At 51.5% G+C, this 26,628-nt stretch carries 15 protein-coding genes; 2 read left to right on the top strand and 13 right to left on the bottom strand.

Going from position 1 to position 26,628, the window contains the following annotated elements; all coding sequences use genetic code 11:
• Nucleotides 1–54 precede the first annotated feature (54 nt).
• The 7 genes from A7975_RS35490 to A7975_RS20185 form a co-directional block, all read right to left on the bottom strand.
• On the bottom strand, nt 55–4,596 hold the full coding sequence (locus tag A7975_RS35490) for an immunoglobulin-like domain-containing protein (protein WP_369688944.1): 4,542 nt from the start codon (nt 4,594–4,596) through the stop codon (nt 55–57).
• Nucleotides 4,597–12,055: 7,459 nt separating this feature from the next.
• Nucleotides 12,056–12,460 (bottom strand): hypothetical protein, encoded by a 405-nt coding sequence (locus A7975_RS20210; RefSeq protein WP_065386272.1) that lies wholly within the window; start codon nt 12,458–12,460, stop codon nt 12,056–12,058.
• A gap of 28 nt (nt 12,461–12,488) precedes the next feature.
• Nucleotides 12,489–13,160 (bottom strand): hypothetical protein, encoded by a 672-nt coding sequence (locus tag A7975_RS20205; protein ID WP_065386271.1) that lies wholly within the window; start codon nt 13,158–13,160, stop codon nt 12,489–12,491.
• Nucleotides 13,161–13,304: 144 nt separating this feature from the next.
• Nucleotides 13,305–15,677, bottom strand: a complete 2,373-nt coding sequence (locus A7975_RS20200) for a preprotein translocase subunit SecA (protein WP_065386270.1) — start codon at nt 15,675–15,677, stop codon at nt 13,305–13,307.
• A 427-nt stretch (nt 15,678–16,104) separates the two neighbouring features.
• Nucleotides 16,105–17,076: a proline dehydrogenase family protein gene (locus tag A7975_RS20195; protein WP_065386269.1), complete on the bottom strand. Its 972-nt coding sequence runs from the start codon at nt 17,074–17,076 to the stop codon at nt 16,105–16,107.
• A gap of 80 nt (nt 17,077–17,156) precedes the next feature.
• The gene (locus tag A7975_RS20190; protein ID WP_065386268.1) at nt 17,157–17,963 is read right to left on the bottom strand and encodes a helix-turn-helix transcriptional regulator; all 807 of its coding nucleotides are present in this window, start codon (nt 17,961–17,963) and stop codon (nt 17,157–17,159) included.
• A gap of 82 nt (nt 17,964–18,045) precedes the next feature.
• Complete coding sequence (locus tag A7975_RS20185) at nt 18,046–18,633, bottom strand: TetR/AcrR family transcriptional regulator (RefSeq protein ID WP_065386267.1); 588 nt, start codon at nt 18,631–18,633, stop codon at nt 18,046–18,048.
• Nucleotides 18,634–18,920: 287 nt separating this feature from the next.
• Here A7975_RS20185 and A7975_RS20180 point away from each other — a divergent pair, with 287 nt between their 5' ends.
• On the top strand, nt 18,921–20,357 hold the full coding sequence (locus A7975_RS20180) for a DHA2 family efflux MFS transporter permease subunit (RefSeq protein WP_141680373.1): 1,437 nt from the start codon (nt 18,921–18,923) through the stop codon (nt 20,355–20,357).
• A gap of 90 nt (nt 20,358–20,447) precedes the next feature.
• Here A7975_RS20180 and A7975_RS20175 read toward each other — a convergent pair whose 3' ends face one another.
• Nucleotides 20,448–21,395, bottom strand: coding sequence for an LLM class flavin-dependent oxidoreductase (locus A7975_RS20175; protein ID WP_065386265.1), 948 nt, complete (start codon nt 21,393–21,395; stop codon nt 20,448–20,450).
• Nucleotides 21,392–21,772 carry a hypothetical protein gene (locus tag A7975_RS20170; RefSeq protein WP_053375036.1) on the bottom strand — a complete coding sequence of 127 codons (381 nt, stop codon included), beginning with the start codon at nt 21,770–21,772 and terminating at the stop codon, nt 21,392–21,394. The genes A7975_RS20175 and A7975_RS20170 overlap by 4 nt, the downstream gene beginning before the upstream one ends.
• A gap of 145 nt (nt 21,773–21,917) precedes the next feature.
• On the opposite strand from A7975_RS20170, the gene A7975_RS34260 reads away from it, so the two are divergent.
• The gene (locus A7975_RS34260; RefSeq protein ID WP_176707769.1) at nt 21,918–22,076 is read left to right on the top strand and encodes a hypothetical protein; all 159 of its coding nucleotides are present in this window, start codon (nt 21,918–21,920) and stop codon (nt 22,074–22,076) included.
• 107 nt (nt 22,077–22,183) lie between these two features.
• Here the strand turns inward: A7975_RS34260 and A7975_RS20165 are convergent, their stop codons facing one another.
• The 4 genes from A7975_RS20165 to cysC all read right to left on the bottom strand — a co-directional run bounded on the left by A7975_RS20165 (nt 22,184) and on the right by cysC (nt 26,625).
• Nucleotides 22,184–23,611 carry a sulfatase family protein gene (locus A7975_RS20165; RefSeq protein ID WP_065386264.1) on the bottom strand — a complete coding sequence of 476 codons (1,428 nt, stop codon included), beginning with the start codon at nt 23,609–23,611 and terminating at the stop codon, nt 22,184–22,186.
• A complete protein-coding gene (locus A7975_RS20160; protein WP_053375034.1) occupies nt 23,580–24,524 on the bottom strand; it encodes an AraC family transcriptional regulator in 945 nt (314 codons plus the stop codon). The genes A7975_RS20165 and A7975_RS20160 overlap by 32 nt, the downstream gene beginning before the upstream one ends.
• A 49-nt stretch (nt 24,525–24,573) precedes the next feature.
• Complete coding sequence (locus A7975_RS20155; RefSeq protein WP_065386263.1) at nt 24,574–26,010, bottom strand: sulfatase family protein; 1,437 nt, start codon at nt 26,008–26,010, stop codon at nt 24,574–24,576.
• A gap of 63 nt (nt 26,011–26,073) precedes the next feature.
• Entirely contained in the window at nt 26,074–26,625 is a 552-nt protein-coding gene (gene cysC / locus A7975_RS20150; RefSeq protein WP_065386262.1) for an adenylyl-sulfate kinase, read from the bottom strand.
• Nucleotides 26,626–26,628: the final 3 nt, after the last annotated feature.

The raw sequence follows: 26,628 nt of genomic DNA, 5'->3' as shown, positions 1-26,628 counted from the left end.
TGCAGCCAAATTTGGTTATCCCGCAACTTGGCTGCATCTCAAAATGATTGTCTTTTACTTGCTTAGAACGATTTTGTCAGCCAGCGGTGTACCGACATTATCTGTAGCCGTGTTAATTTGATCCATAATCAGTACATTGACCTTATGATCTTTTGTAAATGCGGTATTGAATTGTGCGGTCAAGGTTGAAGCGGATTTGCCATCATACTCTAACGCTATGATGCTTACAGGAGTATCTCCATTCATAAGTTCGAAAATGACGTATTTGGAACCGGAATACGTTAGTCCTTCGGTTGGTGTTACAGTCACCTTGGCTTCAATACCATTTTTCGTATCCAGTCCAGTACCGGAAATAACGTACGGCTTGGCATTTTCTGCTGCAAATGCTGCAATGACCTTAGCGCTTTCCTCAAAGCCGGCGCGGGTTACTGTAATTTTCACAGTTCCAGCCGCAGCGCCAAGCTGCGTAATCTGCAAGCTGGCAGATGTTGCGCCGCTTGCTACAGTAGCCGTTTTGAGCAAGTTACCCGTAGAGCTGTAAACTTTCACGATATCCCCAGCTTGGAGATTGCTCACGAGTATTAAGTCATCTTGACCCGTGACGTTGTTTGTAACCATGATGTCCGATCCGATTGGAGCCGATGTTAGAACGTTCTTCAGTACGGTTAAATTAAATGTTCTCTGTTCCGTAGTGCCGTTCTTCGTAATGGTAGCCGTTAAAGTAACGGAAGCGTCACCGAAAGCATTAGCCGGACGATTCACGGTTCCGTTTGCTGCAATAACGGCTGTGTTGCCAGACGACCAAGTGATGGTTGTACCATTCGTTCCCGTTAATGGGAGCGTCAATTTTTGCGTCACGTTAGTTGCCGTATCAACGCCTGAATATACAATGCCAAGCGCTGCTTTGTCAGCCGCTACGGATTCCGCGTCGTTAAACGACGTTTCTTTAATAACCGTCACATCAAACACTTTCTTATCTTGTGCACCGTTCTTCGTAATCGTAGCGGTCAGCGTCACGATGGTATCGCTGGATGTCTTCGCCGGACGCGTCACTTTTCCGTTCGTGGCTACGACAAGCGGGCTGCTGGACGACCATGTAATAATCGCTCCATTTGCTCCTGTTGTCGGCAATGTCAAGTCCTGGGTTACACTGACAGCTTTATCACTGCCGCCATAAACGATACCGAGTCCAGCTTTGTCTGCCGCTACGGATTCCACGTCATTGAAGGACGTTAGCTTAAGCACATTAACATTGAATGTTTTCGTATCCTGCTGGCCGTTCTTCGTAATCGTAGCTGTCAGCGTCACGATGGCATCGCTCGATGTCTTCGCAGGACGGCTTACGTTACCGTTTGTAGCTACAACGGCCGTGTTGCTCGACGACCATGTAATAATCGCTCCATTTGCTCCCGTTGTCGGCAATGTCAAGTCCTGGGTTACACTGACGGCTTTATCGCTGCCGCCGTAACCGATAACGAGTTCCGCTTTGTCTGCCGCTACGGATTCCACGTCATTGAAGGACGTTAGCTTAAGAACTGTCACATCAAATGTTTTTGTATCCTGTACACCGTTCTTCGTAATCGTAGCTGTCAGCGTCACGATGGTATCACTGGATGTCTTCGCAGGACGTGCTACTTTGCCATCCGTGTCAACGATAACCGTGTTGCTGGACGACCATGTAATATTCGCCCCATTCGCACCAATTGTAGGCAATGTCAGGTCCTGCGTTACGCTGACGGCTTTATCGCTGCCGCCATAACCGATACCGAGTTCCGCTTTGTCTGCCGCTACGGATTCCGCGTCGTTAAACGACGTTTCTTTAATAACCGTCACATCAAACACTTTCTTATCTTGTGCACCGTTCTTCGTAATCGTAGCGGTCAGCGTCACGATGGTATCGCTGGATGTCTTCGCCGGACGCGTCACTTTTCCGTTCGTGGCTACGACAAGCGGGCTGCTGGACGACCATGTAATAATCGCTCCATTTGCTCCTGTTGTCGGCAATGTCAAGTCCTGGGTTACACTGACAGCTTTATCACTGCCGCCATAAACGATACCGAGTCCAGCTTTGTCTGCCGCTACGGATTCCACGTCATTGAAGGACGTTAGCTTAAGCACATTAACATTGAATGTTTTCGTATCCTGCTGGCCGTTCTTCGTAATCGTAGCTGTCAGCGTCACGATGGCATCGCTCGATGTCTTCGCAGGACGGCTTACGTTACCGTTTGTAGCTACAACGGCCGTGTTGCTCGACGACCATGTAATAATCGCTCCATTTGCTCCCGTTGTCGGCAATGTCAAGTCCTGGGTTACACTGACGGCTTTATCGCTGCCGCCGTAACCGATAACGAGTTCCGCTTTGTCTGCCGCTACGGATTCCACGTCATTGAAGGACGTTAGCTTAAGAACTGTCACATCAAATGTTTTTGTATCCTGTACACCGTTCTTCGTAATCGTAGCTGTCAGCGTCACGATGGTATCACTGGATGTCTTCGCAGGACGTGCTACTTTGCCATCCGTGTCAACGATAACCGTGTTGCTGGACGACCATGTAATATTCGCCCCATTCGCACCAATTGTAGGCAATGTCAGGTCCTGCGTTACGCTGACGGCTTTATCGCTGCCGCCATAACCGATACCGAGTTCCGCTTTGTCTGCCGCTACGGATTCCGCGTCGTTAAACGACGTTACTTTAAGAACCGTAACATCAAATGTTTTTGTATCCTGTACACCGTTCTTCGTAATCGTAGCTGTCAGCGTCACGATGGCATCGCTGGATGTCTTCGCCGGACGGCTCACATTACCGTTTGTAGCTACGACGCTCGTGTTGCTTGACGACCAAGTAATATTAGCCCCATTCGCACCCGTTGTCGGCAATGTCAGGTCCTGCGTTACGCTGACGGCTTTATCGCTGCCGCCATAACCGATACCGAGTTCCGCTTTGTCTGCCGCCACGGATTCCGCTTTGTTAAACGTCGTTTCTTTAATGACTGTCACGTCAAATGTTTTTGTATCCTGCTCGCCGTTCTTCGTGATCGTAGCTGTCAGCGTCACGATGGCATCGCTGGATGTCTTCAGTGGACGTTTCACAGTTCCGTTCGTTGCAACGATATCTGTGTCGCTGGACGACCATGAAATAAGCGTTCCATTCGCACCCGATGTCGGCAATGACACGTTCTCCGTTACACTGACAGCTTTATCGACCCCGCCATATCCGATAGACAGTGCAGCTTTGTCTGCCGCTACGGATTCCGCTTTGTTAAACGTCGTTTCTTTAATGACTGTCACGTCAAATGTTTTTGTATCCTGCTCGCCGTTCTTCGTGATCGTAGCTGTCAGCGTCACGATGGCATCGCTCGATGTTTTCGCCGGGCGGGTTACATTTCCGTTCGTAGCAATGACGAGCGGACTGCTGGACGACCATGTAATATTCGCCCCATTCGCACCCGTTGTCGGCAATGTCAGGTCCTGCGTTACACTGACGGCTTTATCGACTCCGCCATATCCGATAGCCAATGCCGCTTTGTCCGCTTCCACCGATTCGGTATCATTGAACGTCGTTTGCTTAAGCACAATCACATCAAATGTTTTCGTATCCTGTACACCGTTCTTCGTAATTGTAGCTGTTAGCGTCACGATGGCATCACTGGATGTCTTCAACGGACGTTTTACAGTTCCGTTTATTTCAACGACATCCGTGTTGCTGGACGACCATGTAATATTCGCCCCATTCGCACCCGTTCCCAGCAAAGTTAAGTTCTGCGTTACACTGACGGCTTTATCGACACCGGTATAACCGATACCCAGCGCCACTTTGTCTGCCGCAACGGACTCCGCATCGTTGAACGTCGTTTGTTTGAGAATGTTCACTACAAACTCTTTGGTTTCTTGCACACCATTCTTTGTAATGGTAGCTGTCAGAGTAACAATGGCATCGTTAGATGTTTTCAACGGGCGAATTACTGTACCTATTCCTGCATTAACAGCCACATCGACAGCCAAATTGTCAGATGCCCATGTTATCGTAGTTCCATTTGCACCTGTTGTTGGAAGCGTCAAGTTTTGCGACACGTTGGCTGCATGATCAGCACCGGCATACACGATGCCAAGCGCTGTTTTATCAACTGAAACGGACTCACTATCTGTGATTGCCAGTTTGATCAGTTTGACAACAAACTCTTTCGTCTTCGTGCTGCCATTTCGAGTCAAAGTGGCTGTCAAGGTGGCAGTCAAATCACCTGTCAAGTAAGCTGGCCGAGTAACGTTACCGTTAGAAACGTCAACCTCCAGTAAATCAGAGCTCCAAGAAACTGCCGATCCTTCGACTCCCAATATAGGAAGCGTTAGCTGATCAGTTACATGGCTGGCAGCATCTCCTGGTTTAAATTGAATTTCTAGCGAAGCTGTATCACGGTTTAACGAGCCGGCTTCTAATCCATTGTCTAGTGCTGTCTGAATGGCCGCTATGTCCACATAGCCTGTACCCGGACGAGCTTCCAATACTTTGCTTGAGGTAGCCAGCTTATCCGCATTGCCCAATATGTTGTAAACAGTCAAATCTAGTCCGAGCAGGCCAGCTTCAAGCGCCGTTTTCATTGCTGCTGCACTAACCGCTACGTTCACATTAGCTGCTGGCGTACGCGCTGTCACTGCTGCATCAAATGCCGCTTGCACGGCCGTTTGGTCAGCATAACCTCCAACTGGAATTCCCGATTGCACGGCCGTTGCTACGGCTGCCTTATCCGCCGCTGTCCAAGTTGAGTAAATTCCAAGCGTCAGAGAGAGCGATCCCGCTTCCAGTGCTGTTTGCGTTGCTGCCGCATTTGCAGCAATATTCACATCGGCTACTGCTGTTCGTGCCGTTACAGCCGCATCGAACGCTGCTTGTACCGCCGCTTTATCTGCAAAGCCTCCTACTGGAATTCCCGCATAAACTGCCGCAGCTACTGCTGCTTTATCCGCTGTTGCCCAAGTCTGGTATACGCCTAGCGTCAAGGAGAGCGAGCCGGCTTCAAGCGCCGTTTGCGTTGCCGCTGCATCCACTGCAATATTCACATCGGCTACAGCTGTCCGCGCCGTTACCGCCGTGTCGAATGCCGCTTGTAATGCCGCTTTGTCGGAATAACCTCCAACTGGAAGTGCTGCTAGCACGGACGCAGCTACCGCTGTCTTATCCGCCGCTGTCCAAGTCGGGTATAACCCACCCAGGTTCAGTGAAAGCGAGCCGGCTTCCAGCGCTGTTTGCGTTGCCCCAGCATTCACCGCAATGTTCACATCAGCCACTGCTGTACGTGCCGTCACCGCTGCATCAAATGCCGCTTGCACAGCCGCTTTGTCCGCATAGCCTCCGACTGGAATTCCCGCAAGCACATCCGCCGCTACTGCTGTCTTATCTGCCGCTGTCCATGTCGGGTACACTGCGCCGAGGTTCAGCGAAAGCGAACCGGCCTCCAACGCCGTTTGCGTTTCCGACGCATTAGCTGCAATATTCACATCAGCTACTGCTGTCCGTGCTGCTATCGCCGCATCGAACGCTGCTTGTACCGCCGCTTTGTCCGCATAGCCGCCTACCGGAATTCCCGCATAAACTGCCGCAGCTACCGCTGTCTTATCCGCCGTTGCCCAAGTCGAGTATATGCCCAATGTCAGGGTAAGCGAGCCGGCTTCAAGCGCCGTTTGCGTTGCTGCTGCATCCGCTGCAATATTCACATCGGCCACTGCAGTCCGTGCCGTTACTGCCGCATCGAATGCCGCTTGGACTGCCGCTTTGTCCGCATAGCCGCCTACCGGAATGCCTGCGTGCACGGCCGCCGCTACAGCTGTTTTATCCGCCGTTGTCCAAGTCGGGTACAATGCACCCAGGTTTAGTGAAAGCGAGCCGGCTTCAAGCGCCGTTTGCGTTGCCCCCGCATTCACCGCAATATTCACATCAGCCACTGCTGTACGTGCCGTTACCTCCGCATCGAATGCCGCTTGTACCGCTGCTTTGTCCGCATAGCCTCCAACTGGAATACCAGCATGTACGGCCGTTGCGACTGCTGTCTTATCCGCCGCTGTCCAGGTCGGGTATACGGCGCCGAGGTTCAGCGAAAGCGAACCGGCTTCCAATGCCGTTTGCGTTGCTGCCGCATTCGCCGCAATATTCACATCGGCTACTGCTGTACGTGCCGTTACCGCCGCATCGAATGCCGCTTGTATAGCTGCCAGGTTGGCATATCCAACTCCTGGGACACCAGCAAATACTTGCGCTGAAACCGCCGCTTGGTCTGCTGCAGACCAACTGCTATATACGCCAAGTGTAAGTCCGAGCGCCACATTTTCTAGAGCCGTTTCCATTGCCGTTGCATCGACCGCATTATTCACAGCAGCCATCGGTGCGTCAGCGGAGATCGCGCTATCCAGCGCCAATTGAATTGCAGCTTTATCTACAAAGCCGTTAACAGGGCGATGGCTCAACACATGGCTTGCGACAAGCACTTTATCTGCCGTATGCAGCAAATTATAAGCTGTCAGATCCAAAGCCAATGAACCTGCTTCCAGCGCCGTTTGCGTTGCCGCCGCATTCACCGCAATATTCACATCAGCTACAGCTGTCCGTGCCGTCACCGCTGCATCGAATGCTGCTTGCACAGCCGCTTTGTCCGCATAGCCTCCAACTGGAATTCCCGCTTGCACAGTTGTTGCTAAGGCTGTCTTATCTGCCGCTGACCAAGTTGGGTACAGNTGCATCGACCGCATTATTCACAGCAGCCATCGGTGCGTCAGCGGAGATCGCGCTATCCAGCGCCAATTGAATTGCAGCTTTATCTACAAAGCCGTTAACAGGGCGATGGCTCAACACATGGCTTGCGACAAGCACTTTATCTGCCGTATGCAGCAAATTATAAGCTGTCAGATCCAAAGCCAATGAACCTGCTTCCAGCGCCGTTTGCGTTGCCGCCGCATTCACCGCAATATTCACATCAGCTACAGCTGTCCGTGCCGTCACCGCTGCATCGAATGCTGCTTGCACAGCCGCTTTGTCCGCATAGCCTCCAACTGGAATTCCCGCTTGCACAGTTGTTGCTAAGGCTGTCTTATCTGCCGCTGACCAAGTTGGGTACAGTGCGCCGAGGTTCAGCGAAAGCGAACCAGCTTCCAGCGCCGTTTGTGTTGCCGCTGCATTCGCCGCTATATTCACATCCGCTACAGGTGTCCGTGCCGTTACAGCAGCATCGAACGCTGCTTGTACCGCTGCTTTGTCCGCATAGCCGCCTACTGGAATACCCGCTTGCACGTCTGCTGCTACAGCCGTCTTATCCGCCGCTGTCCATGTTGAGTAAACGCCTAGTGTCAGGGAGAGCGATCCCGCTTCCAGCGCCGTTTGCGTTGCCGCTGCATCCGCTGCAATATTCACATCGGCCACTGCAGTCCGTGCCGTTACTGCCGCATCGTATGCCGCTTGGACTGCCGCTTTGTTCGCATAACCTCCAACTGGCAGACCTGCTAGCACGGACGCGGCTACTNGCAAATACTTGCGCTGAAACCGCCGCTTGGTCTGCTGCAGACCAACTGCTATATACGCCAAGTGTAAGTCCGAGCGCCACATTTTCTAGAGCCGTTTCCATTGCCGTTGCATCGACCGCATTATTCACAGCAGCCATCGGTGCGTCAGCGGAGATCGCGCTATCCAGCGCCAATTGAATTGCAGCTTTATCTACAAAGCCGTTAACAGGGCGATGGCTCAACACATGGCTTGCGACAAGCACTTTATCTGCCGTATGCAGCAAATTATAAGCTGTCAGATCCAAAGCCAATGAACCTGCTTCCAGCGCCGTTTGCGTTGCCGCCGCATTCACCGCAATATTCACATCAGCTACAGCTGTCCGTGCCGTCACCGCTGCATCGAATGCTGCTTGCACAGCCGCTTTGTCCGCATAGCCTCCAACTGGAATTCCCGCTTGCACAGTTGTTGCTAAGGCTGTCTTATCTGCCGCTGACCAAGTTGGGTACAGTGCGCCGAGGTTCAGCGAAAGCGAACCAGCTTCCAGCGCCGTTTGTGTTGCCGCTGCATTCGCCGCTATATTCACATCCGCTACAGGTGTCCGTGCCGTTACAGCAGCATCGAACGCTGCTTGTACCGCTGCTTTGTCCGCATAGCCGCCTACTGGAATACCCGCTTGCACGTCTGCTGCTACAGCCGTCTTATCCGCCGCTGTCCATGTTGAGTAAACGCCTAGTGTCAGGGAGAGCGATCCCGCTTCCAGCGCCGTTTGCGTTGCCGCTGCATCCGCTGCAATATTCACATCGGCCACTGCAGTCCGTGCCGTTACTGCCGCATCGTATGCCGCTTGGACTGCCGCTTTGTTCGCATAACCTCCAACTGGCAGACCTGCTAGCACGGACGCGGCTACTGCCGTCTTATCCGCCGCTGTCCAGGTTGGGTACACGGCGCCAAGGTTAAGCGAGAGCGATCCTGCTTCCAGCGCCGTTTGCGCNAGCGCCGTTTGTGTTGCCGCTGCATTCGCCGCTATATTCACATCCGCTACAGGTGTCCGTGCCGTTACAGCAGCATCGAACGCTGCTTGTACCGCTGCTTTGTCCGCATAGCCGCCTACTGGAATACCCGCTTGCACGTCTGCTGCTACAGCCGTCTTATCCGCCGCTGTCCAGGTCGGGTACACGGCGCCGAGGTTAAGCGAAAGCGAACCGGCTTCAAGCGCCGTTTGAGCTTCTGCCGCATTCGCAGCAATATTCACATTCGCTACTGGCGTACGTGCCGTTACCGATGCATCGAACGCTGCTTGTACCGCCGCTTTATCCGTATAACCGCCTACTGGGAGAGCTGCATGCACCGCTGCTGCTACCGCCGTCTTATCCGCCGCTGTCCAAGTCGCATATATGCCCAGTGTCAGCGAGAGCGAACCCGCTTCCAACGCCGTTTGCGTTGCCGCTGCATCCGCTGCAATATTCACATCGGCCACCGCTGTCCGCGCCGTTACAGCCGCATCGAATGCCGCTTGTACTGCCGCTTTATCCGCATAGCCCCCTACCGGAATACCTGCATGCACGGCTGTAGCCACAGCTGTTTTATCCGCCGTTGTCCAAGTCGGGTATACGGCGCCTAACGTTAATGATAGTGCTCCGGCTTCCAATGCCGTTTGCGTTGCCGACGCATCCGCTGCAATATTTACATCCGCAACTCCTGTACGTGCCGTTACCGCCGCATCGAATGCCGTTTGTACCGCCGCTTTGTCCGCATAGCCTCCAACTGGAATACCTGCATGTACGGCCGTTGCGACTGCTGTCTTATCCGCCGCTGTCCAGGTCGGGTAAACGGCGCCGAGGTTCAGCGAAAGCGAACCGGCTTCCAGCGCCGTTTGCGTTGCCGCTGCATTCGCAGCAATATTTACATCCGCTACAGGCGTACGTGCCGTTACCGCCGCGTCGAATGCCGATTGTATTGCGGCTTTATCCGCATAGATAACTCCCGCATGCACGGTTGCGGCTACTGCTGTCTTATCCGCCGCCGTCCAAGTCGGGTATGCTGCGCCCAGGTTCATGGAGAGAACGCCGTCTTCCAGCGCCGTTTGCGTTGCTGACGCATTCGCTGCAATATTTACATACTCAACAGCTACCGCAATATCCAGCGCTGCCTGCACCGCAGGCTTGTCCGCATAGCCGCCGACAGGGCGGTAGCTTAGCACCAAACCTGCCACGTCCGTTTGTTCCGAAGCTGATAAGGAATTATATGCCGCGCTTAAAGTGAGCGCGAGCGTGCCGCTTTCCAAAGCCGTTTCCATGGCTGCAGCATTTGCTGCCGCATTGATATCTGCCATCGGAGCAACCTGACTGACAGCTGAGTCAAAAGCAGCTTGAATCGCCGCAAGATCTGCATAGCCGTCACCTACAGGACGCGCTGCCAGCACCTCAGCCGCTACGGCCGCTTTATCTGCTGAAAGCCATCCTGGATATGTAGCCCCTAAATTCAAGCCGAGACTTCCGGCTTCCAAAGCCGTTTGAATCGCCGCAGCGCTGACAGCCACATTCACATTGGCTACTGGTGTCCGCGCCGTTACCGCCGCGTCGAACGCTGTTTGTACTGCAGCCTTATCCGCATGGCCTCCAACTGGCAGGCCAGCATTCACAGCTGTCGCCACGGCCGTTTTATCCACCGCTGTCCAAGTTGGGTACTCGGATCCCAAGTTCAACGAAAGCGAACCAGCTTCCAGTGCCGTCTTCGTTGCCGCCGCATTCGCTGCAATATTCACATCGGCCACAGGTGTCCGTGCAGTAACAGCCGCATCGAACACTGCTTGTATCGCCGCTTTGTCCGCATACCCTCCAACTGGAACACCCGCATGAACGGCCGCTGCTACAGTCGTCTTATCCGCTGCTGACCAAGTCGAGTATACGCCTAGCGTTAAGGAAAGGGCGCCCGCTTCCAGCGCTGTTTGCGTTGCCGCCGCATCCGCTGCAATATTTACATCAGCTATAGGCGTACGTGTTGTTACCGCTGCATCAAATGCGGTTTGTACCGCTGTCAAATCCACGTATCCACTACCCGGACGAGCAGCAAGGACAGCAGCAGCAACAGCTGTTTGATCTGCTTGCTGCCAACTAGGATAGACTCCGCCTAACGCCAGAGCAAGCGCTCCGTTTTCAAGTGCTGTTTCTATCGCAGCGGCATCAGCCGCTTTGTTGACCGCTGACATTGGCGCATTTATAACAATTGCCGAATCCAAGCTCGTTTGAACGGCTGCTTTGTCCGTATACCCGCCGCCACGGTTCGCGAGCACTAGAGCAGCAACCGCATTTTTGTCTGCTGCACCGAGATCGTTGTAAGCAGTAAGCGTAAGCCCTAATGTTGCAGATACTAAAGCGCTCTTCATACTGTTCGTATCCGCAGTTGCGTTGACTACATCGACGGCTTGTGCAATCTGCTCGGTAACAACTATGGCGTTCAACGTGCTCTGGATGCTCGGCTGATCGGCGAAAGCACCGTTTGCAATTTTATAATTCAATACCGCAAGTGCAGCTGCGTTTCTATGACCAGCAACCAGTTTGTAATATTCCGTCAAATTTAAGCCTAGATCAGAGGCTTCCAAAGCGGATTGCGTATCGTTTGCCGTTGCTGCATCATTCACCACTTGCACAGCAGCAGCGTAAGCCTCAAACTGGGCCCTTTGACTAACAAAGGTGTTCAATTTGCTTTGAATCGCCGCTTTGCTCGCATACGCTCCGCTGCTTTGCTTAAAGTCATGCATTTGCTGGGCAACTGCGTCTCGGCTTACTTGGCTGCTCAAATTATGGAACGAGTTCAGCACTAAACCGAGATACGGATCTTCCAATGCGGTCGTCATCGTTGCAGCATCCGTTGCAGCGTTCACACTACCCACCGCTAGAGAAAGTGCCTCCTCATCCAGTTGGTCTTGCACGACGTTGTTGAATTCGCTCTGGATAGCCGCTTGATCCGCGAAACTGCCATTTGCCGTGCGATAATCCAGCAGCAGCTGAGCCGCTCCCAGTTTACCGCTTGGCGTGCTCAAATTGTTGTATGTAGTCAGGATCAGACCGAGTGCCGTATTTTCCAGAGCCGTTCTCATGTCGCTCGCGGAAGCTGCCGAGTTAACGGCATTAATGGCATTTAGCAAAATTTCCACATTCTGGCGGGCTGATACTGCAGTGTTCAACTCTGTTTGAATGCTCGGCTGTGTAGCATAGCTGCCATTTGCCGTGCGGTAATCGATCACATTTTGAGCGACTATATCTTTACCCGTGCTGCTCAGGGAATTATACCCTGTAAGGTTCAGAGCCAGATCCACTCGAGTGAGTGCGGCCTGCATATCGGAAACGGTAGCAGCGGCGTTCACTTCCGCAATGGCAGCAGCTTCATCTGCACTCGCCACTTGGGCAGGCAATACGGAAATGATCGATGCAGTTGCCATCGTTGCGGATATTACGGCAGACATCCCTTTGACCAAAGGCTTTTGATTGTCTTTCTTTATCTTCGACATGTCATCGTTACCTCTCTTTTTCACATTATGTATGGTTCGTTATACCTCTGTCGTTTTGTTTATTTCACTTGAAATACACGCCATTCATCCGTACCAAAACGAATCAGGCTCACAAGATATTCGTATTTTCGCTGTCCATCCGTATCCTGATAAAATACAACCATATTCGAGCGGTAAACGGGCTCGACTCCATTGGTTACAAACATTTGTGATTTCAGGGCAAAACCTCTGGTTAGCGCAGGCTCAGTCCTAAGCGTCGGCAAAAAGAACTCATCCATGTAATGTTTGGCGACTTCAATCAAACACATCTGTTCAGTCAGCTCCAGTCGATCGGTCCCGAAAACGACCTCGTCCTCCTGCGAGCTTTCTGGATCAGCGAGCACCTGCATCGCTTCATCAGATGTTGGTGTGGTTGAAAAAATGCGTTGACGCAGACGGGACCACATTCCTGCCCGGTGTTCCATCTCTTCACCCCCGCTTCAAACCGCTCAGTTATTGTGCTTGCGCTTCAAAAACGGATGCAATCGCTTCGTTGAACGCCTTCTGAATATCAGTTCGGCCATTGTAACCGCCGGCTGGGACAGCTTCGCGAACCGTCTCTGCAGCAGCAAGCTTGCCGTCCGCATTCAATTTTCTATAATTGATCAGGATGAGTCCCAAATACGGTGCTTCAAGAGCACTTTGTATCTGTGCCGCACTGTCTGCGGAATTGACCGCAGCAACCGCATTGCGCAGCGCCACAGCATCTCTTTGAACCGCTACCGCCTTGTTCAAAGCATCTTGCAGCTCAGCCGTATCGGCATAGTTCCCAGCACTCAGCAATGCTTGGGCTACTGCCTCTTGATCCAGCGGGCTAAGCTCGTTGTAGCCCGTGAAGTTCAGAGCTAGTTCCACGGCGCTCAAAGCTTGTTGCAGCGTGGCTGCTGAATCGGCAACTCGCACTGCCTCCAGCGCTTGTACGAAAGGCTGTACGTAAACAGAATCCGTTACCGTCGTAGATTGATCGTATACGGAATCCGATACGCTGTCCCCTTGGAACATGTCGGCTTTTATGAAATCAGCCGGAAGCACCGCAACAACAGTGGACGCGGCCAAAGTCGCTGTCATGACTTGGGCTACTTTTTTACTTAAAGGCTTTTTGGAATCGGATTTTTTCTTTGTCATTGGAAATCTCCTCTTTTCTTCATGGAAGTTAGGAATGAATGGGTAGAAATTGGATTAAATCAACTGCTTATGTAAGAGTGCTCCGTTTATTAATTCAATGCCTGCCACCACCTCCAAAATAATGCTCAAAGTGAGCTGTCTTCCTTATGCCGTTCCTGAAAGCGAAGGAGCCGCTTCGTTTCTCATCTCCCTAATCAACATTTTGCAGACGGCGCGGTGATGCTTTCGTTCGAACTTTAAGTGGAGGTGATACGCTTCCTCCTCAAACACTTCAACGGGATCCCTTTTTTCCAATGCCCTATAGTGGATACCTTGTTTAATGAATCCAAGCTGGTCCAAATGATCCTGCCAAAGCTCATCAAGCAGCCGCAAATATTCATGCCGCCACATGGAACGCAATTGCTGCAAGCTCCGATCCTCTATGAATTGCGCCCAATCCACTCTCCAGGTTTGCTCCACCTGCCTAAGCATTCCCTTCCCAGTCATGAAGTCTGTAATCGCAAGAGGGGACGATAGCCCAAACTCCTGCCTTAGCAGCTCCACCTTCCACTCCTCCGGGAGCCGATCAGAAGGACAATACCGCTGCACACGATCCTTGATCCAAAAGGAAACGGATCGGCAAACGGCATCTTCCACTCGCTCCATTAAAAGCATCCCTTGCCTATGCGCATAAAACCATTCCCTCTGGCGATGAACGACGCAGTCAAACTTGTATACCAATGAACGAATTTCGTACATTTGCTGCTCTGCCCGCCTTTGCACCATTTCCACAAATCGCAGCAGCTCCTTGGAGGAAGCACCATCATCCCCCCACCTCCACTTTTCTTGCCATGCCTCCGCCTCTTCACCAGCAAAGCGCCGGAATAAATCATCCTCCAGCGAGATAAAAAACTGTGATGCTCCCGGGTCTCCTTGCCGTCCCGACCGTCCTTTCAACTGAAGGTCAATTCTCCGGCTTTCATGTCTCTCGAGCCCGATGACATGCAGTCCTCCCAATTCGGCAACGCCCTCGCCTAGACAAATATCGGCTCCACGTCCAGCCATATTGGTAGCTATTGTGATGCCCCCCTGCGTTCCGGCGCTGCGGATGATTTCCGCTTCTTCTGACTGAGTCTTCGCATTCAGCACCTGACATCTCAAGCCAGCTTGTGACAAGCGGTCCGCCAATTCCTGCGACTGCGAAACAGTAGTCGTGCCCACTAATATCGGAATGCCCTGCTGATGCAACGCAGCAATCTCCGAAACCAGCCGCTTGTACTTGGCTTCTAAGCTGACAAAGACGAGATCGGGAGCATCCCGCCGAGCAACCGGTTTATGCGGAGGGATCGACAGCACGTCCAAACCGTAAATATGCCTCAGCTCTTCACAATCCGTCTGAATCGTTCCTGACATTCCGATCACTTGGGAAAACAGGCTAAAAAACTTCTGTACCGTAATCGAAGCGTTAGATCGAGTCTCTTCGCTGATCGGCAGCCCTTCCTTGACTTCGATCGCCTGGTGCAGACCGTCGCTGAATTCCCGGCCCTCCATCATTCGTCCCGTAAATGAATCGATAATTTTCACTTTACCGCCTTCAACCAAATAATCCCGATCGACCTTCATTAATACCAGAGCGCGCAAGCTTTGCAGCAAATAGTGGAACACAGTCGTATATTCCAAATCAAACAAATTATCGATCATAAACACGGTTTCGATTTTTCGTATCCCGGCTTCGGTAAACATCACTTGATTCGATTCGACGTCCAGCTCATAATCTTTTTGCTCCCTCAAGCCTTTGACAAACTTGGAGCAAATGTAATAAAGATCGGGCGCTGCTTTCGTCTTGCCCGCAATGATCATCGGAGTTTTGGCTTCGTCAATGAGTACACTATCAATTTCATCAATAACCGCATAAGCGAGCGATCGCTGTACCTGCTTGGCCGGATCAAACGCCAGATTATCCCTCAAAAAGTCGAAGCCGAATTCCGACCAAGCGCCGTAAGTAACATCGCATTCGTAGACCGCCTGCTTCTCCTCCATTTGAAGTCCTGCATGATTCAGACCAACCGACATCCCCAGCATCTGAAAAACGTCTCGCGCCTGCATATAATCCCGTTCGGCCAAATAAGGATTGACCGTAATCATATGAACGCCCTTGTTCTGAAGTGCGAACCAAAAAACAGGGATCAAAGATGCAAGCGTCTTCCCTTCACCGGTCAACATCTCAGCTACTTTGCCCTTCATCATCCCGTAGCCGCCGAGCAGCTGCTCGTCATGCATAACCAAGCCCAACCGCCGCCTAACCGCTTCTTTTACCAAAGCAACAGCTATATAAGGAACATACGCGGGAGGTGTACTCCTCATAAGTTCCTCTCTCAGCTTTTCAGTCATCATCATGAGCTCCGAATCAGAGATGCGACTAATCAGGTTGTACTTTTGGTCGATCAGGAGGAGGGCATTTCTCATGCTCACTAATTCATGGGATACTAGGCCTTTCGCCCACTTTTTCCAAGCTGTAAGCAAATTAACAACCCCCATACCCGAAAATATAGTCCTCAACTACTATAACGCTAAAAATATCTTTAATTTAGATGAACTAAAAACCATCTCACTTGGTTATATCGGACTATTTCGACGATTTATTAATAGTAAATTTTTTCAGTTTTAAATATTTCATATTAATTATTTATATATTATATAGTCATATAAACATAATTTTGCTCTAAAAATAATCATAATTGATCTTTCAGAATCGAAACTAGGCACAACAACCTAGTGTCTAAGGCTCATTCGCTGCAATAGCAACCTATGGTTTAACGGCATAAAAAAATACACCTCTTAAAAATTTCATCGGATAACCCAGCGGCTTGACCGATGTCTATTTTTAGAGGTGCACTTCATATTAAAAAAATCTGCTAGATTGGACTGAGAAAGCTTCAACTTTCTTAAACCTGAGTATGCCGTTTCAGTTATACGATTGCACAGGCTCGATTCCCTCATCGCTCACCGTATCTACTACAGCTCGAAATAGATTCGGCGGGTACTCCGCCATTCGATGGCACAAGTACAAATACCATTCTTGTCCATAAGTCAGGTAAATGCGCACAGGATGCCCCGCTGCTTTCAGCTTGCTGCTCAAATCCGGGCGAATGCCGTACAGCATTTCGAACTCTATATTTGAGCCCGATAACCATTCCTGTTCGAGCAACTTTTCAATGATAGGTTCGTCATGGGTAGCGATCGACACGGAGTGTCCTTGGCGAATCGAGCTTTCAACAAGCTCTAAATAACGTGCATTAAGCGCCGGAGAGCGAGGAATCGAGCTGTCATTCGCTTCTTGATAGGCGCCTTTGACGATACGAACACGTCTAGGTGTGGCAAGCAGGGCAGCCAAGTCCTGAGGCGTTCGTTTCAACTGCGCCTGTAAAGTAATGCCGATGTTCGGATAAATGGAGGCTGCGCGTTCATAAACAGTAAGAATCCGCTCTGTCTTGGAGGACTCTTCCATACTAATGAATAATTCTACGCCTCCTTTTTGTGCTCGCTCAGCCAGCCTCTCCAGATTCGCAAAAGCAAGCTCGGTATCCAGCGAAAGCCCGATATGGGATAGATCGAATGATACTCGGGCTGGCATCCCGGTTTCGCCAATGTCATGAATCAGGGCCAGCATCTCTGTGACTGCCGCCTCACATTCTGCGGCAACGGTCGTATTTTCGCCGATATATTCGTGTGATACCGCATACCCTTTTTTCAAAAGCTTCCGCCCTGCTTCAAGTCCATCCTGACGCGCTTCGCCTGTCACATACCTTGCAGCCGCGCGCCGCAGCAGTTGATTCACCTGTGGCGTCTGCTCCACATAAGACTTTAAATCCGAGCGGCGAGCGATAGTTTTAAGCGCGGCTGTCAATTGATTTTCCAAATCTGAAACACGGTTCATAGTTCTGCCACCCCTTCTTTCAAGTCACTCCAAGTGTACAAGTTAGAAAGGAAGCGGTATTGTATAAAATTGCTCTATCTTTAAATCGATAACGCATATTTTTGTGGTGTTGCCCCGACGATTTTGACAAAAGCTCTCGCGAAGTGACTCTGGTCGTAAAAACCCGCTTCTGCCGCAACGTCGGCAATCGGCCGCTGCTTCGCTAGTTCCGTCTTCGCATGATTGATTCGGAGCAAGATTTGGTACGCGTGCGGGGGCAGATGGCTCCATTTCTTAAATAGACGAACGAGATGAAATCTGCTGATGCCTGCTTCTGCCTCCAGGTTCTCCAACGTGACTTTTTCGGCAAAATGCGCATGAAGGTATTCTTTAATGAGATTAGCGTACTTTTGATCGTGCTTGCCCTGAGGTTCGTGCTCTAGATCGGAGTCATTCTGGCTAACAAGCGCTTGCACCAGCTCGATTAGAGCAGATTCGATCGCAAGCGGAGTGCCTTTTCCGGTAAGCGCCTCCATCGTACGGTTGATTTGCAAACGGCAGGCTTTATTTTTACCGTCTTCCAACAAGTAAGGGATATAAAGCTGATCGAGCTCCCGCTGCTTAAGCCCTTGAAACCATTCAGGCTTGATGTATAGCATCTTGTACTGCCATTCCATGCCCGCAAGGGGCTGGCAAGCATGCATCATCAGCGGCGGAAAACTGATCATCCTCCCCGCTTCAACAAGGAGCTGAGTTCCATCGCACCATGCGTTCGTTTCCCCTTGATCAATGAGTCCAATTGAATATTCCTCATGAAAATGTTTTTGATAGGCAAGATCGCTTGCCATACATCGCTTTGCTTCCAAGAAAGGCAGCGAATCATCTCGGTGAAAAGCCAAAGCCGGCATGCCTTAAGCCCCCTATATGATTATGATCTTTATTGTTCATGTTTAACCGATTAACTCTGCATAAGCGGCTGCTATCCAAACCTTACCTCGGCAATAACCGCATCAGCGAAAATTGTTTGGCGAGAAAAAGCGGCGTGTACGGGATGTCCTTTCGCAGCCAAGCGATAATCGTACCGATTAAAGCTGAAGAGCTGTACCATACCGCAATATCCTTTTGAATATTTGCTTTTGAAATGTAGGATTCGCTTTCCATTCTTTCGATTCGATCGGCAACTAGCTCCGCGAGCAGCTTTAACAGGCGATCAGAAAAAATCGTCGTTCGATTCGTTGCAAGAATGACTTTGTAAAACTTGGCGTGTTTGGCAATGTGGTCGAGCAAGTTCACCAGCATCGGCCAATACTCTTCTTCTTCCGGATTCGGATTCGGCGGCGCATTGTCCAAAACCTGATGAATATCATCGATCATATCTTCCGCCATCTTCTCCAGCATATCAGGAATGTCCCGATAATGCAGATAAAAAGTAACGCGGTTGATGGTCGCGCGTTCCGCAAGGCGATTAACCGAAATTTTCTCGAAATCCATTTCCTGAAGCAGCTCGATAAAGGCGTCCCTAAGCAATTGACGTGTTCGGAGTACGCGAGGATCTGTCCGTGTCGTTGTATTATCCATATCCTTCTCCTTTATTAAAATTATTCAAGCTACAATTTCAATGCTTTCGTAGCATATCTTCGAGTTTATCGACAGTAAAACTTTTTATTGTAAACTACTTTACACTTTATCCAATTCTGTTGCTTGTCAACCCATTAATTCTGCATATAATCTAATTAATACATTGTCGATTATATAACACAGTGTAAATTAAGTCTATAAAGAGAGATTTGAAAGGATGGAGTAGGTTGAGTAAAAGTTTGGCAATAAACAGCAGTTCGATAAAAAAGGGACCAATCTTGTTCGTTATGATTTTGGGTGCCTTTCTTGCGACGCTGAATCAAACAGTCATGAGTGTTGCAGTTCCGGAGTTAATGATTGATTTTAACATTACGGCCGCAACGGCCCAGTGGCTGACGACGGGGTACATGTTGGTTAACGGTGTTTTGATTCCGATCACCGCCTATTTGATGCAGCGATTTACGACGCGTGAGCTTTTTCAGACCTCCATGTTTATTTTTCTGGCAGGTACGATCGTATCGGCAGTCGCAACAAGTTTTCCCATCCTTCTGACCGGGCGTTTGATCCAGGCAGCAGGCGCCGGCATTATTATGCCGCTGCTCATGAATGTTATTTTGACGCTCTTCCCTCCCAATAAGAGAGGCGCCGCGATGGGCATGGTCGGGTTCGCCATTATTTTCGCACCAGCAATTGGGCCAACGCTTGCCGGGTATATTCTAGAAAATTACCCATGGGAAATGATGTTTTACGGCATGATTCCGTTAGCTCTTCTCGTTATCATCTGCGGGTTTATTTATCTGAAAAATGTGTCGGAGCGCATCCATGCCAAGATTGACATGCTAAGCGTCATCCTCTCCACCGTCGGATTCGGCGCAATGATGTACGGCTTCAGCCGAGCTGGCAGCTTAGGCTGGTCGAGCGCTGAGGTGCTTGTATCTATTATTTCGGGGGTTGTTTCCCTCATCCTGTTCACTTGGCGGCAGTTGGTTTCCCAAAATCCGCTGCTTGATCTCCGGGCCTTCAAATACAGCATGTTTTCTTTAACTACCGTCATCAATATCGCGGTTACCATCGTGATGTATGCGGATATGATGCTGCTTCCTCTTTATCTGCAAAACGCTCGAGGCTTTACAGCCCTGGAATCCGGCTTATTGATGTTCCCTGGCTCGCTCCTAATGGGCGTTCTAATGCCGATCACGGGACGGCTGTTCGATCGGTTCGGAGCAAAATGGCTTTCCATCATCGGGATGGCTATTACGATCGCCACCACCTTCGGCTTTATTAATTTGACGGACTCAACCAGCTATACTTATCTGGTTCTCATGTCCACAGGCCGCCGCTTCGGTATGGCTATGCTTCTGATGCCAATCACTACGGCAGGCTTAAATCAATTACCAGCCAAGCTTAATGCGCATGGTACGGCTATCTCCAATACGATTAAACAAGTTGCCGGCGCAGTAGGCACATCGCTGCTCGTTACCGTGATGACGAGCCGTACGAAAACGCATCTTCAGGATCTAATGGTTTCAAGCGGAACAGAGGCTGCAAACCAAAAGCAAATGATTATGGAAGCCTCCATTCAAGGTATAAATGACGCTTATCTCGTTATCGTTGCGATTGGTGTAATCGGTTTGCTGCTATCGTTCTTTATCAAACGTACGGATCAAGCTTCTGCGGAAGATTCCAAATCGAAGCTGGAAGTGGCAATCGCCAAAGAAGCATGATGAATAAGGCAATCTGCTGATTGCCTATCTCAGCCGGAAAAAAAGACTACTCTCCCTAGCTTGAAAAAGGAGAGTAGTCTTTTTTATGTATCAGAAGGACCTGCTTTGCAACGCATGTGCTAACAACTCGAAAGAACGAAGCCGTTTTTTATAATCGGGGATCATCGTAACGATCATTATTTCATCAATGCCATACTGCAGCGCAAGCTGCTCCAGGCTTGCCGCTACATCGTTTGCCTCTCCAACGAACAGCTTGCGATGCGTAGAAATTAACTTCTCTTCGATTGCCCCATCGCTTTGAAACAGCGCGGTGCCGGATGCGGCAAGCTGGGCTGCTTCCTCCGCCGTTTCGGCACAGACTGTCCCCACAGTCACGATTACTTTGGGTTGAGGGCAACGGCGCGAAGGGATAAAGGCTTTTCGATAGCTGTGTACAATCTCCACGCCATCCGAATCGCTCATAAACTGGCCGAATACATATCCCATTCCGAATTCTGCAGCATAAGCGGCGCTTTTGCTGTTAGTTCCAAGTAGCCATAGTTCCGGATGTATCGAAGGTGATGGACGGGCGACGACCGGTTCTCCTTCATATTCGAAACTCCCCTCCATCAGCTCGGTTATTCCTTTAAGGGAGTCAGGGAGCTGCCTGACATTCTCAAGAAAATTCCCGCTGAGCGCCATGCTTGCCTGCGCTGATCCGCCTGGTGCCCGGCCCATGCCCAAATCAATCCGGCCGGGGTACAAGCTGGCAAGCAGGTTAAACGATTCGGCCACCTTAAGCGGCTTATAATGGGGCAGCAGCAAAGCTCCTGAACCGATGCGAATCCGTTCTGTTTTTACTCCGATATGTGCGAGCAGCACCTCAGGGGAAGTACAGGCCAAACCCGGCATATTATGGTGCTCTGCAACCCAGTAACGGCTATAGCCCAGCCGTTCGGCTGCTTGGGCAAGCTTCACCGCTTCGTTCAAAGCGATGGTGTCATCCACACCTCCGATCACAGGTACCAGATCGAGAGCGCTAAACGTTAAAGACATCATAACCGCTCTCCGCGTCCCATTCGCGGGTTTCGGTAAAACTCGATTACATCAATAAAGCTTACCTTGTAACGAAGCATAACCTCCGCCAAATCATGCATGCGGCCATGCCCATCCGCTTTTGAAGCGAAAACAATATCATGCCGGAGCTGATCCGTCACGATTTTACCGATATAATGGTTCTCGTATTCGGCGAATTTTTGTTTAAACTCCTCATTAAAGGCCAAAATATCAACATAAGACCGCTCAACCAGCGCGTTAACCAACGTTAATTCCATTTGTTCTTTATATACGGCAACATAATAATTGCCACGCTCATCTTTGATGAGATCCGAGAATAATTCAATATCCATTGGTTGATTTTCCTTTCTCTCCGTCATATCTCCTATCATCTCCCAAAGTAACAAAACAATGATAATCAACCAAAGCTCAATTGCTTTGAGGGGTGAATCTTGCATAAGGCTATGTTTATTTTCACATATAAAAGTGTAATTGAACATAAGGAAATGGAAGGAGGTGCTCGCATTGAAGATCATGATTTCCGCTTCGGAAGCAATGGATAAAGGGGTATGGAAGGAGCTCCTTCGTCTCTTCGGCAGGGACGAGGATGAGGAATTTTGGCCTCAGGAGCAATTTATTTTAACGGAGGAGCAAGCGCTTCTCTTGAGTCTGATAAAAAAATAAGGGTGAATTTCCTCGCTCCATTAATACGGTTCCATGGACTTCCACTCTGGGCAATACTTCGAATTTCATGAGAAAAAACGCAGCCACATTGGCTGCGTTAGTTTTGTTCATGTACCGCCCAGCTTCGCGCCTTGCAGCAGCTGACGGCGTGTCCATTCGTTGGCCACGATCGCATCGCCGTCCAAAGTCAGCTGCTCGTACAGCCGCCTCCTTAGCGCGGCGAGCAGCTCTGCTTGATCAGCCTGCCCGCTTAAGTTCTTCAGTTCGCCGGGGTCGCCGGTCATGTCATACAGCTCGTCGACGTCCGTTAAATTCCAGATGTATTTCCAGTTCGCAATGCGGATCATCCGAGATGTGTACAGCCCGAACTGCTGTCCGTTATAGGTCGACACGACGGCGTCCCGCCAATCGAGCGGTTCCTCCCCAGCGAGCAGAGGTCCAAGTGAGCGGCCCTGCAAATCTCCAGGATCACGCTGTTGCAAATCGAGGAGCTCCAGTATCGTAGGCGGCAAATCCAGAAAATTGTAGACGAACCGCTCGCATCGCCAGCCTCGTTCCGCCTCCCCGCCGCCCGGCATCCGAACGATAAGCGGCACCCGTACAACATCGTCGTACATGATGTAGTGCTTATCCATCATGCCGTGGGAACCGCACATGTCGCCGTGGTCTGCGGTAAAGATCACTATGGTGTCATCCGCCATCCCTAGACGCTCCAGCGTACCCAGCACACGCCCGATTGCATCGTCGAGTTGGCTGATGACGGCGTAATAACGGGCTACGAGCGGCGCCCATTCCTGCCAGCCGTAACCGGCGACGCCCCAGCTCTGCAGCTGCTGGCGCTGCATGTACGGCTTGCCGGCAAAGGTCTCGCGGAAGCCAGCCCATTCCGGGATGTCCGCCGCCTCGTACATCCCAGCGAAGGGAGCCGAAGGTCGGCAGGGCAAGTGCGGCTCGCTGAAATGAAGCGCCATATGCCAAGGCCGCCCGTCGCCTTGCAGCCGCTCCAGCGTCTCGCCCGCTCGCGCGGCGAACCAATGCGTCTCCGCGTCCTCCAGCGGCAACAGGCACTCTTCGCCGAAGAAGCCGTTCTCGTAACGGACGTCCGGGTGCTTCTGCGAGACGAAGCCTTGATATTCTGCTTCGCTGACGTACGACTCGTAACCATAAGCCGTAGGGCCGTGCACTGGATTGACCCCCCATTTGCCTAAATATGCCGTCGCATAGCCACTTTCCGCAAGCGCTCTTGGCCACGTGTAGGATTCAGGCGGCAGTGCCATCACGGGCAGGGCACCGCTGTAATTCCATAGGGCGCCGAATGTCTCCGGCCTCCTCCCACGCAGCAAGGACTGCCTAGCCGGCGAACATACCGGCAGCACGGAGTAGGCGTGGGAGAAGGAAACGCCTTGCTCGGACAGGCGGTCAAGGTGCGGTGTACGAACCGGGTATTTGCCGCTATAGCCAACGCAATCCTCCCGCAATTGGTCGGCCGTGATCAGCAGTACGTTAGGCCTCCGCTCTTTCATCGAGTCCGGCATGCGCCATCCGCTCCTTTCCATCCCGCTGATCGCATGAGCCGGTTCGGTATTCGCGCGGCGAACAGCCGGCATAGCGGACGAACAGCCTGCTGAAGAACGATGGATCGTCGTAGCCGACCATGGTCGCAATGTAAATGACCTTCTGGTCGGATTCGAGCAGCATCCGCTTTGCCCTCTCGATGCGAATGACGTGCAGCAGATCGAATACGCTCTTGCCGAACTCCTCGCGCACCAGCCGGTTCAACTGCCGGGTACTGACATTGAACAGGCCGGACAGCGCCTGTAGCGTAATTTTTTTGTCAAAATGGCGTTCGAGATAGCCGGAAATCCGTCTGGCCATCATAACTCGTTCCGATTGACGCGGGGATCTATGGATTCGATGGCTTTGCATATTGGCATAATAGCGGGAAAGCAGCACGAGCAGCTCCACCATCTGCAGGCGGATCAGCGTCTTGTGGCCGGAATCGCGGCTGCTGAATTCGCGGATCATGCTCTCCAGCAGCGCTAGCACGGACGCCGCCTCTTGGCCGTTCAGATTCAAGTAATGGTTGAAGCGGACATCCTGCTTTAGGAAGGGATGCACGTAGAAGTAGTCCATCGATGCCGTTATTTCCAGCTCCTGAAGCAGCGCATCGGGAATAAAGGACGGCATGAACAAGCAATTGACGATTTCCATATTCCCGCCAGACTCCACAAAGTAAGCATGTGTCTCGCCGGGATTAATAATAAACACGTCTCCCGCATGAATATTGTAATGGTTGCCTTGGAAAATATGGACGCCCTCTCCTTGCACCACGTAGACAAGCTCGATGAACTCATGACCATGCTCGGCAACAGAAGATTGTACCGTCCGATTGATCCAGAACGGAAATTCATCCTTCATGTAAGTATTGCTTCCCAGTATTCGTTCCATCTTTCATCCCCTCGCGTCTATATCCGATCAAGAGTCGATCATGAACCGCTCAAGATCCGCTGATCGGTTCAAGCCGCTCATCTGTCGCCTGATCGAATCGCTCTCGGCTCGGATTCTGAAACCATTCGTCCCACGTCATCCCCGATGCCGCCAGTATTTGCTCAATGCGCCTGCGAAACGGCAGTCCCGCCTCGCGAAGCTGCCGGTCCTTCGGATCCTCGCGGCCGTTCAGCTTCGCCTCCACCCAGCTCTCCAGCTGCCTCTCCATCTGGTCGGCAAGCTCCGGCTCCCGCTCCGCGAGATTCACCGTCTCTTCTGGATCGGCATCCAGATCGTACAGCTCTCTTGGCGGTCTAGTAAAAGGCCCCGCGTCGTACGTGCGGATAAATTTGTAGCGGTTCGTCCGCACGCCGCGGGCTGCCTGCCAGGCGCATTCACTCAGGTAGACGACTTCATGCGTACCGTCCGTCTCGCTGCGGATAGAAGGCCATAAGCTTCGGCCGTCCATTGCAGGCGGGTCCTCAACCTTCAATAGGTCGACGCCGTCAGGCTTTTCGCTGCGTATCGCTTCCAGCACGGTCGGCATAATGTCCACCTGCTGCACGAGACCTTGTACCCTGCGTCCCTCTGGTATGCGACCCGGCCACCGCATGATAAGCGGCACATGGACGGTTGGCTCGTACAAGCCGCAATGATCCCAGTAGATGTCATGCTCTGTCAGACTCTCGCCATGATCGCCGAACAAAATCAGCAGCGTATCCTCTTTGATACCCAACTTCTCCAGATGAGTGTCAAGTTCCTTCAAACGATCATCAAGATATCGGATTTCTGCGTCGTATAACGCGTCATAGTAGGCACTGTCCGTCACCGGACCAACAAGATCGTAATGATGGTGCTTAAAGAAAGGATAGGCGGGATGGTTGTAAGCCGCATCCATGCTTCGGTTGCCCGGATCATACGGATCCCGCCCTGCTTCATAAAAGTCTGGAACATACGAATCCGGCGGCAAATAAGGCGTATGGGCGTCCCAATAATGAAGGAACAAGAAGAACGATTCGTCCTTATGCTCCGTCAGCCATGGCATGGCCAGATCATTGACGGTCCGGCCGTCGATCCAGCGATTGCCGCCAACACTATTCGTATAGTAGCGGTAGCCGCGCGCAAACCATTCCTTAAGCTGGTACAAATTGTCCACCGCAGACGTCGTGAAGCCGGCGCCGCGCAGCAGGTTCGGCAGCCACGGGGTCGATTTAGGAAGATGCGTCAGCTCCGAGCCGTGAGAGACAATCCCTGTCGTAAGCCCGACTTTGCCTGTAAAAATGCCGGTATGCGCTACTTCCGTCGGAATGTCGGCGGCATAAGCGCGCTCGAACAGCACGCCTTGCTCGGCGATCCGGTCCAAATAGGGGCTCGTCGGCTTCGGGTAGCCGTACCCGCTCAACCTTGAGGCGCGAAGCGTATCCAGCGATATTAGGATGATTTTCATGGTATGCCTTCTCCTTCGGTATGTCCGGTGATCCGGTAATCCGGTGATTGATCGCCTCTCGGATTATGCTCTCTTCGCAGCTTGCATGAACCGCAAATTGGCATGCAGCCAGCCAATCACGGCATCACCGTTATCCTGCAGCGTGGTGGCGGCCGTGTCGATTACGATGTCGGGGGATTGCGGCACCTCGAACGGATCGGAAACGCCTGTAAAATGGCGCAAGCCGCCGTTTCTCGCCTTGGCATACAAGCCCTTCACGTCACGGCGCTCGCACTCGCTGATCGGGCACTGCACGTAAATTTCCACAAATCCGGGCAGCTGCGATCTAGCGTAGTCGCGCATCTCCTGGTAGGGTGTAATGGCGGAGACGAGCAGATCCACGCCGTTGCGTGAGAGTAGCTTAGCCACATAGACAATCCGTTTGATATTTTCAATCCGGTCCTCGCGGGAGAAGCCAAGGCCTTTGCAAACCGTCTCCCTAAGCTCGTCGCCGTCAAGCAGCTCCACATGCCGTCCTTGCTGCAGCAGCTGCGCCGCTATATGCCGGGCGGTCGTCGTTTTTCCCGCTCCCGACAATCCCATGAACCATAATACCGAACCGTGTTGTCTGTCCATGCA

The organism is Bacillus sp. FJAT-26390 (assembly GCF_001682865.1).
Lineage (GTDB): Bacteria > Bacillota > Bacilli > Paenibacillales > Paenibacillaceae > Pristimantibacillus.
The sequence above is the reverse complement of the archived record's forward strand: the minus strand, read 5'-3'. Positions and strand labels throughout refer to the sequence as shown.

Excerpts from the sequence above, each read along its gene's own strand:
- A7975_RS20200 (WP_065386270.1), bottom strand. The coding sequence starts at position 15,677 with ATGGGGGTTGTTAATTTGCTTACAGCTTGGAAAAAGTGGGCGAAAGGC.
- A7975_RS20185 (WP_065386267.1), bottom strand. The coding sequence starts at position 18,633 with ATGGATAATACAACGACACGGACAGATCCTCGCGTACTCCGAACACGT.
- cysC (WP_065386262.1), bottom strand. The coding sequence starts at position 26,625 with ATGGACAGACAACACGGTTCGGTATTATGGTTCATGGGATTGTCGGGA.
- A7975_RS20160 (WP_053375034.1), bottom strand. The coding sequence starts at position 24,524 with ATGGAACGAATACTGGGAAGCAATACTTACATGAAGGATGAATTTCCG.
- A7975_RS20190 (WP_065386268.1), bottom strand. The coding sequence starts at position 17,963 with ATGCCGGCTTTGGCTTTTCACCGAGATGATTCGCTGCCTTTCTTGGAA.
- A7975_RS20180 (WP_141680373.1), top strand. The coding sequence starts at position 18,921 with ATGATTTTGGGTGCCTTTCTTGCGACGCTGAATCAAACAGTCATGAGT.
- A7975_RS20195 (WP_065386269.1), bottom strand. The coding sequence starts at position 17,076 with ATGAACCGTGTTTCAGATTTGGAAAATCAATTGACAGCCGCGCTTAAA.
- A7975_RS20175 (WP_065386265.1), bottom strand. The coding sequence starts at position 21,395 with ATGATGTCTTTAACGTTTAGCGCTCTCGATCTGGTACCTGTGATCGGA.
- A7975_RS35490 (WP_369688944.1), bottom strand. The coding sequence starts at position 4,596 with ATGAAAACGGCGCTTGAAGCTGGCCTGCTCGGACTAGATTTGACTGTT.
- A7975_RS20170 (WP_053375036.1), bottom strand. The coding sequence starts at position 21,772 with ATGACGGAGAGAAAGGAAAATCAACCAATGGATATTGAATTATTCTCG.
- A7975_RS20205 (WP_065386271.1), bottom strand. The coding sequence starts at position 13,160 with ATGACAAAGAAAAAATCCGATTCCAAAAAGCCTTTAAGTAAAAAAGTA.
- A7975_RS20155 (WP_065386263.1), bottom strand. The coding sequence starts at position 26,010 with ATGAAAATCATCCTAATATCGCTGGATACGCTTCGCGCCTCAAGGTTG.
- A7975_RS20165 (WP_065386264.1), bottom strand. The coding sequence starts at position 23,611 with ATGCCGGACTCGATGAAAGAGCGGAGGCCTAACGTACTGCTGATCACG.
- A7975_RS20210 (WP_065386272.1), bottom strand. The coding sequence starts at position 12,460 with ATGGAACACCGGGCAGGAATGTGGTCCCGTCTGCGTCAACGCATTTTT.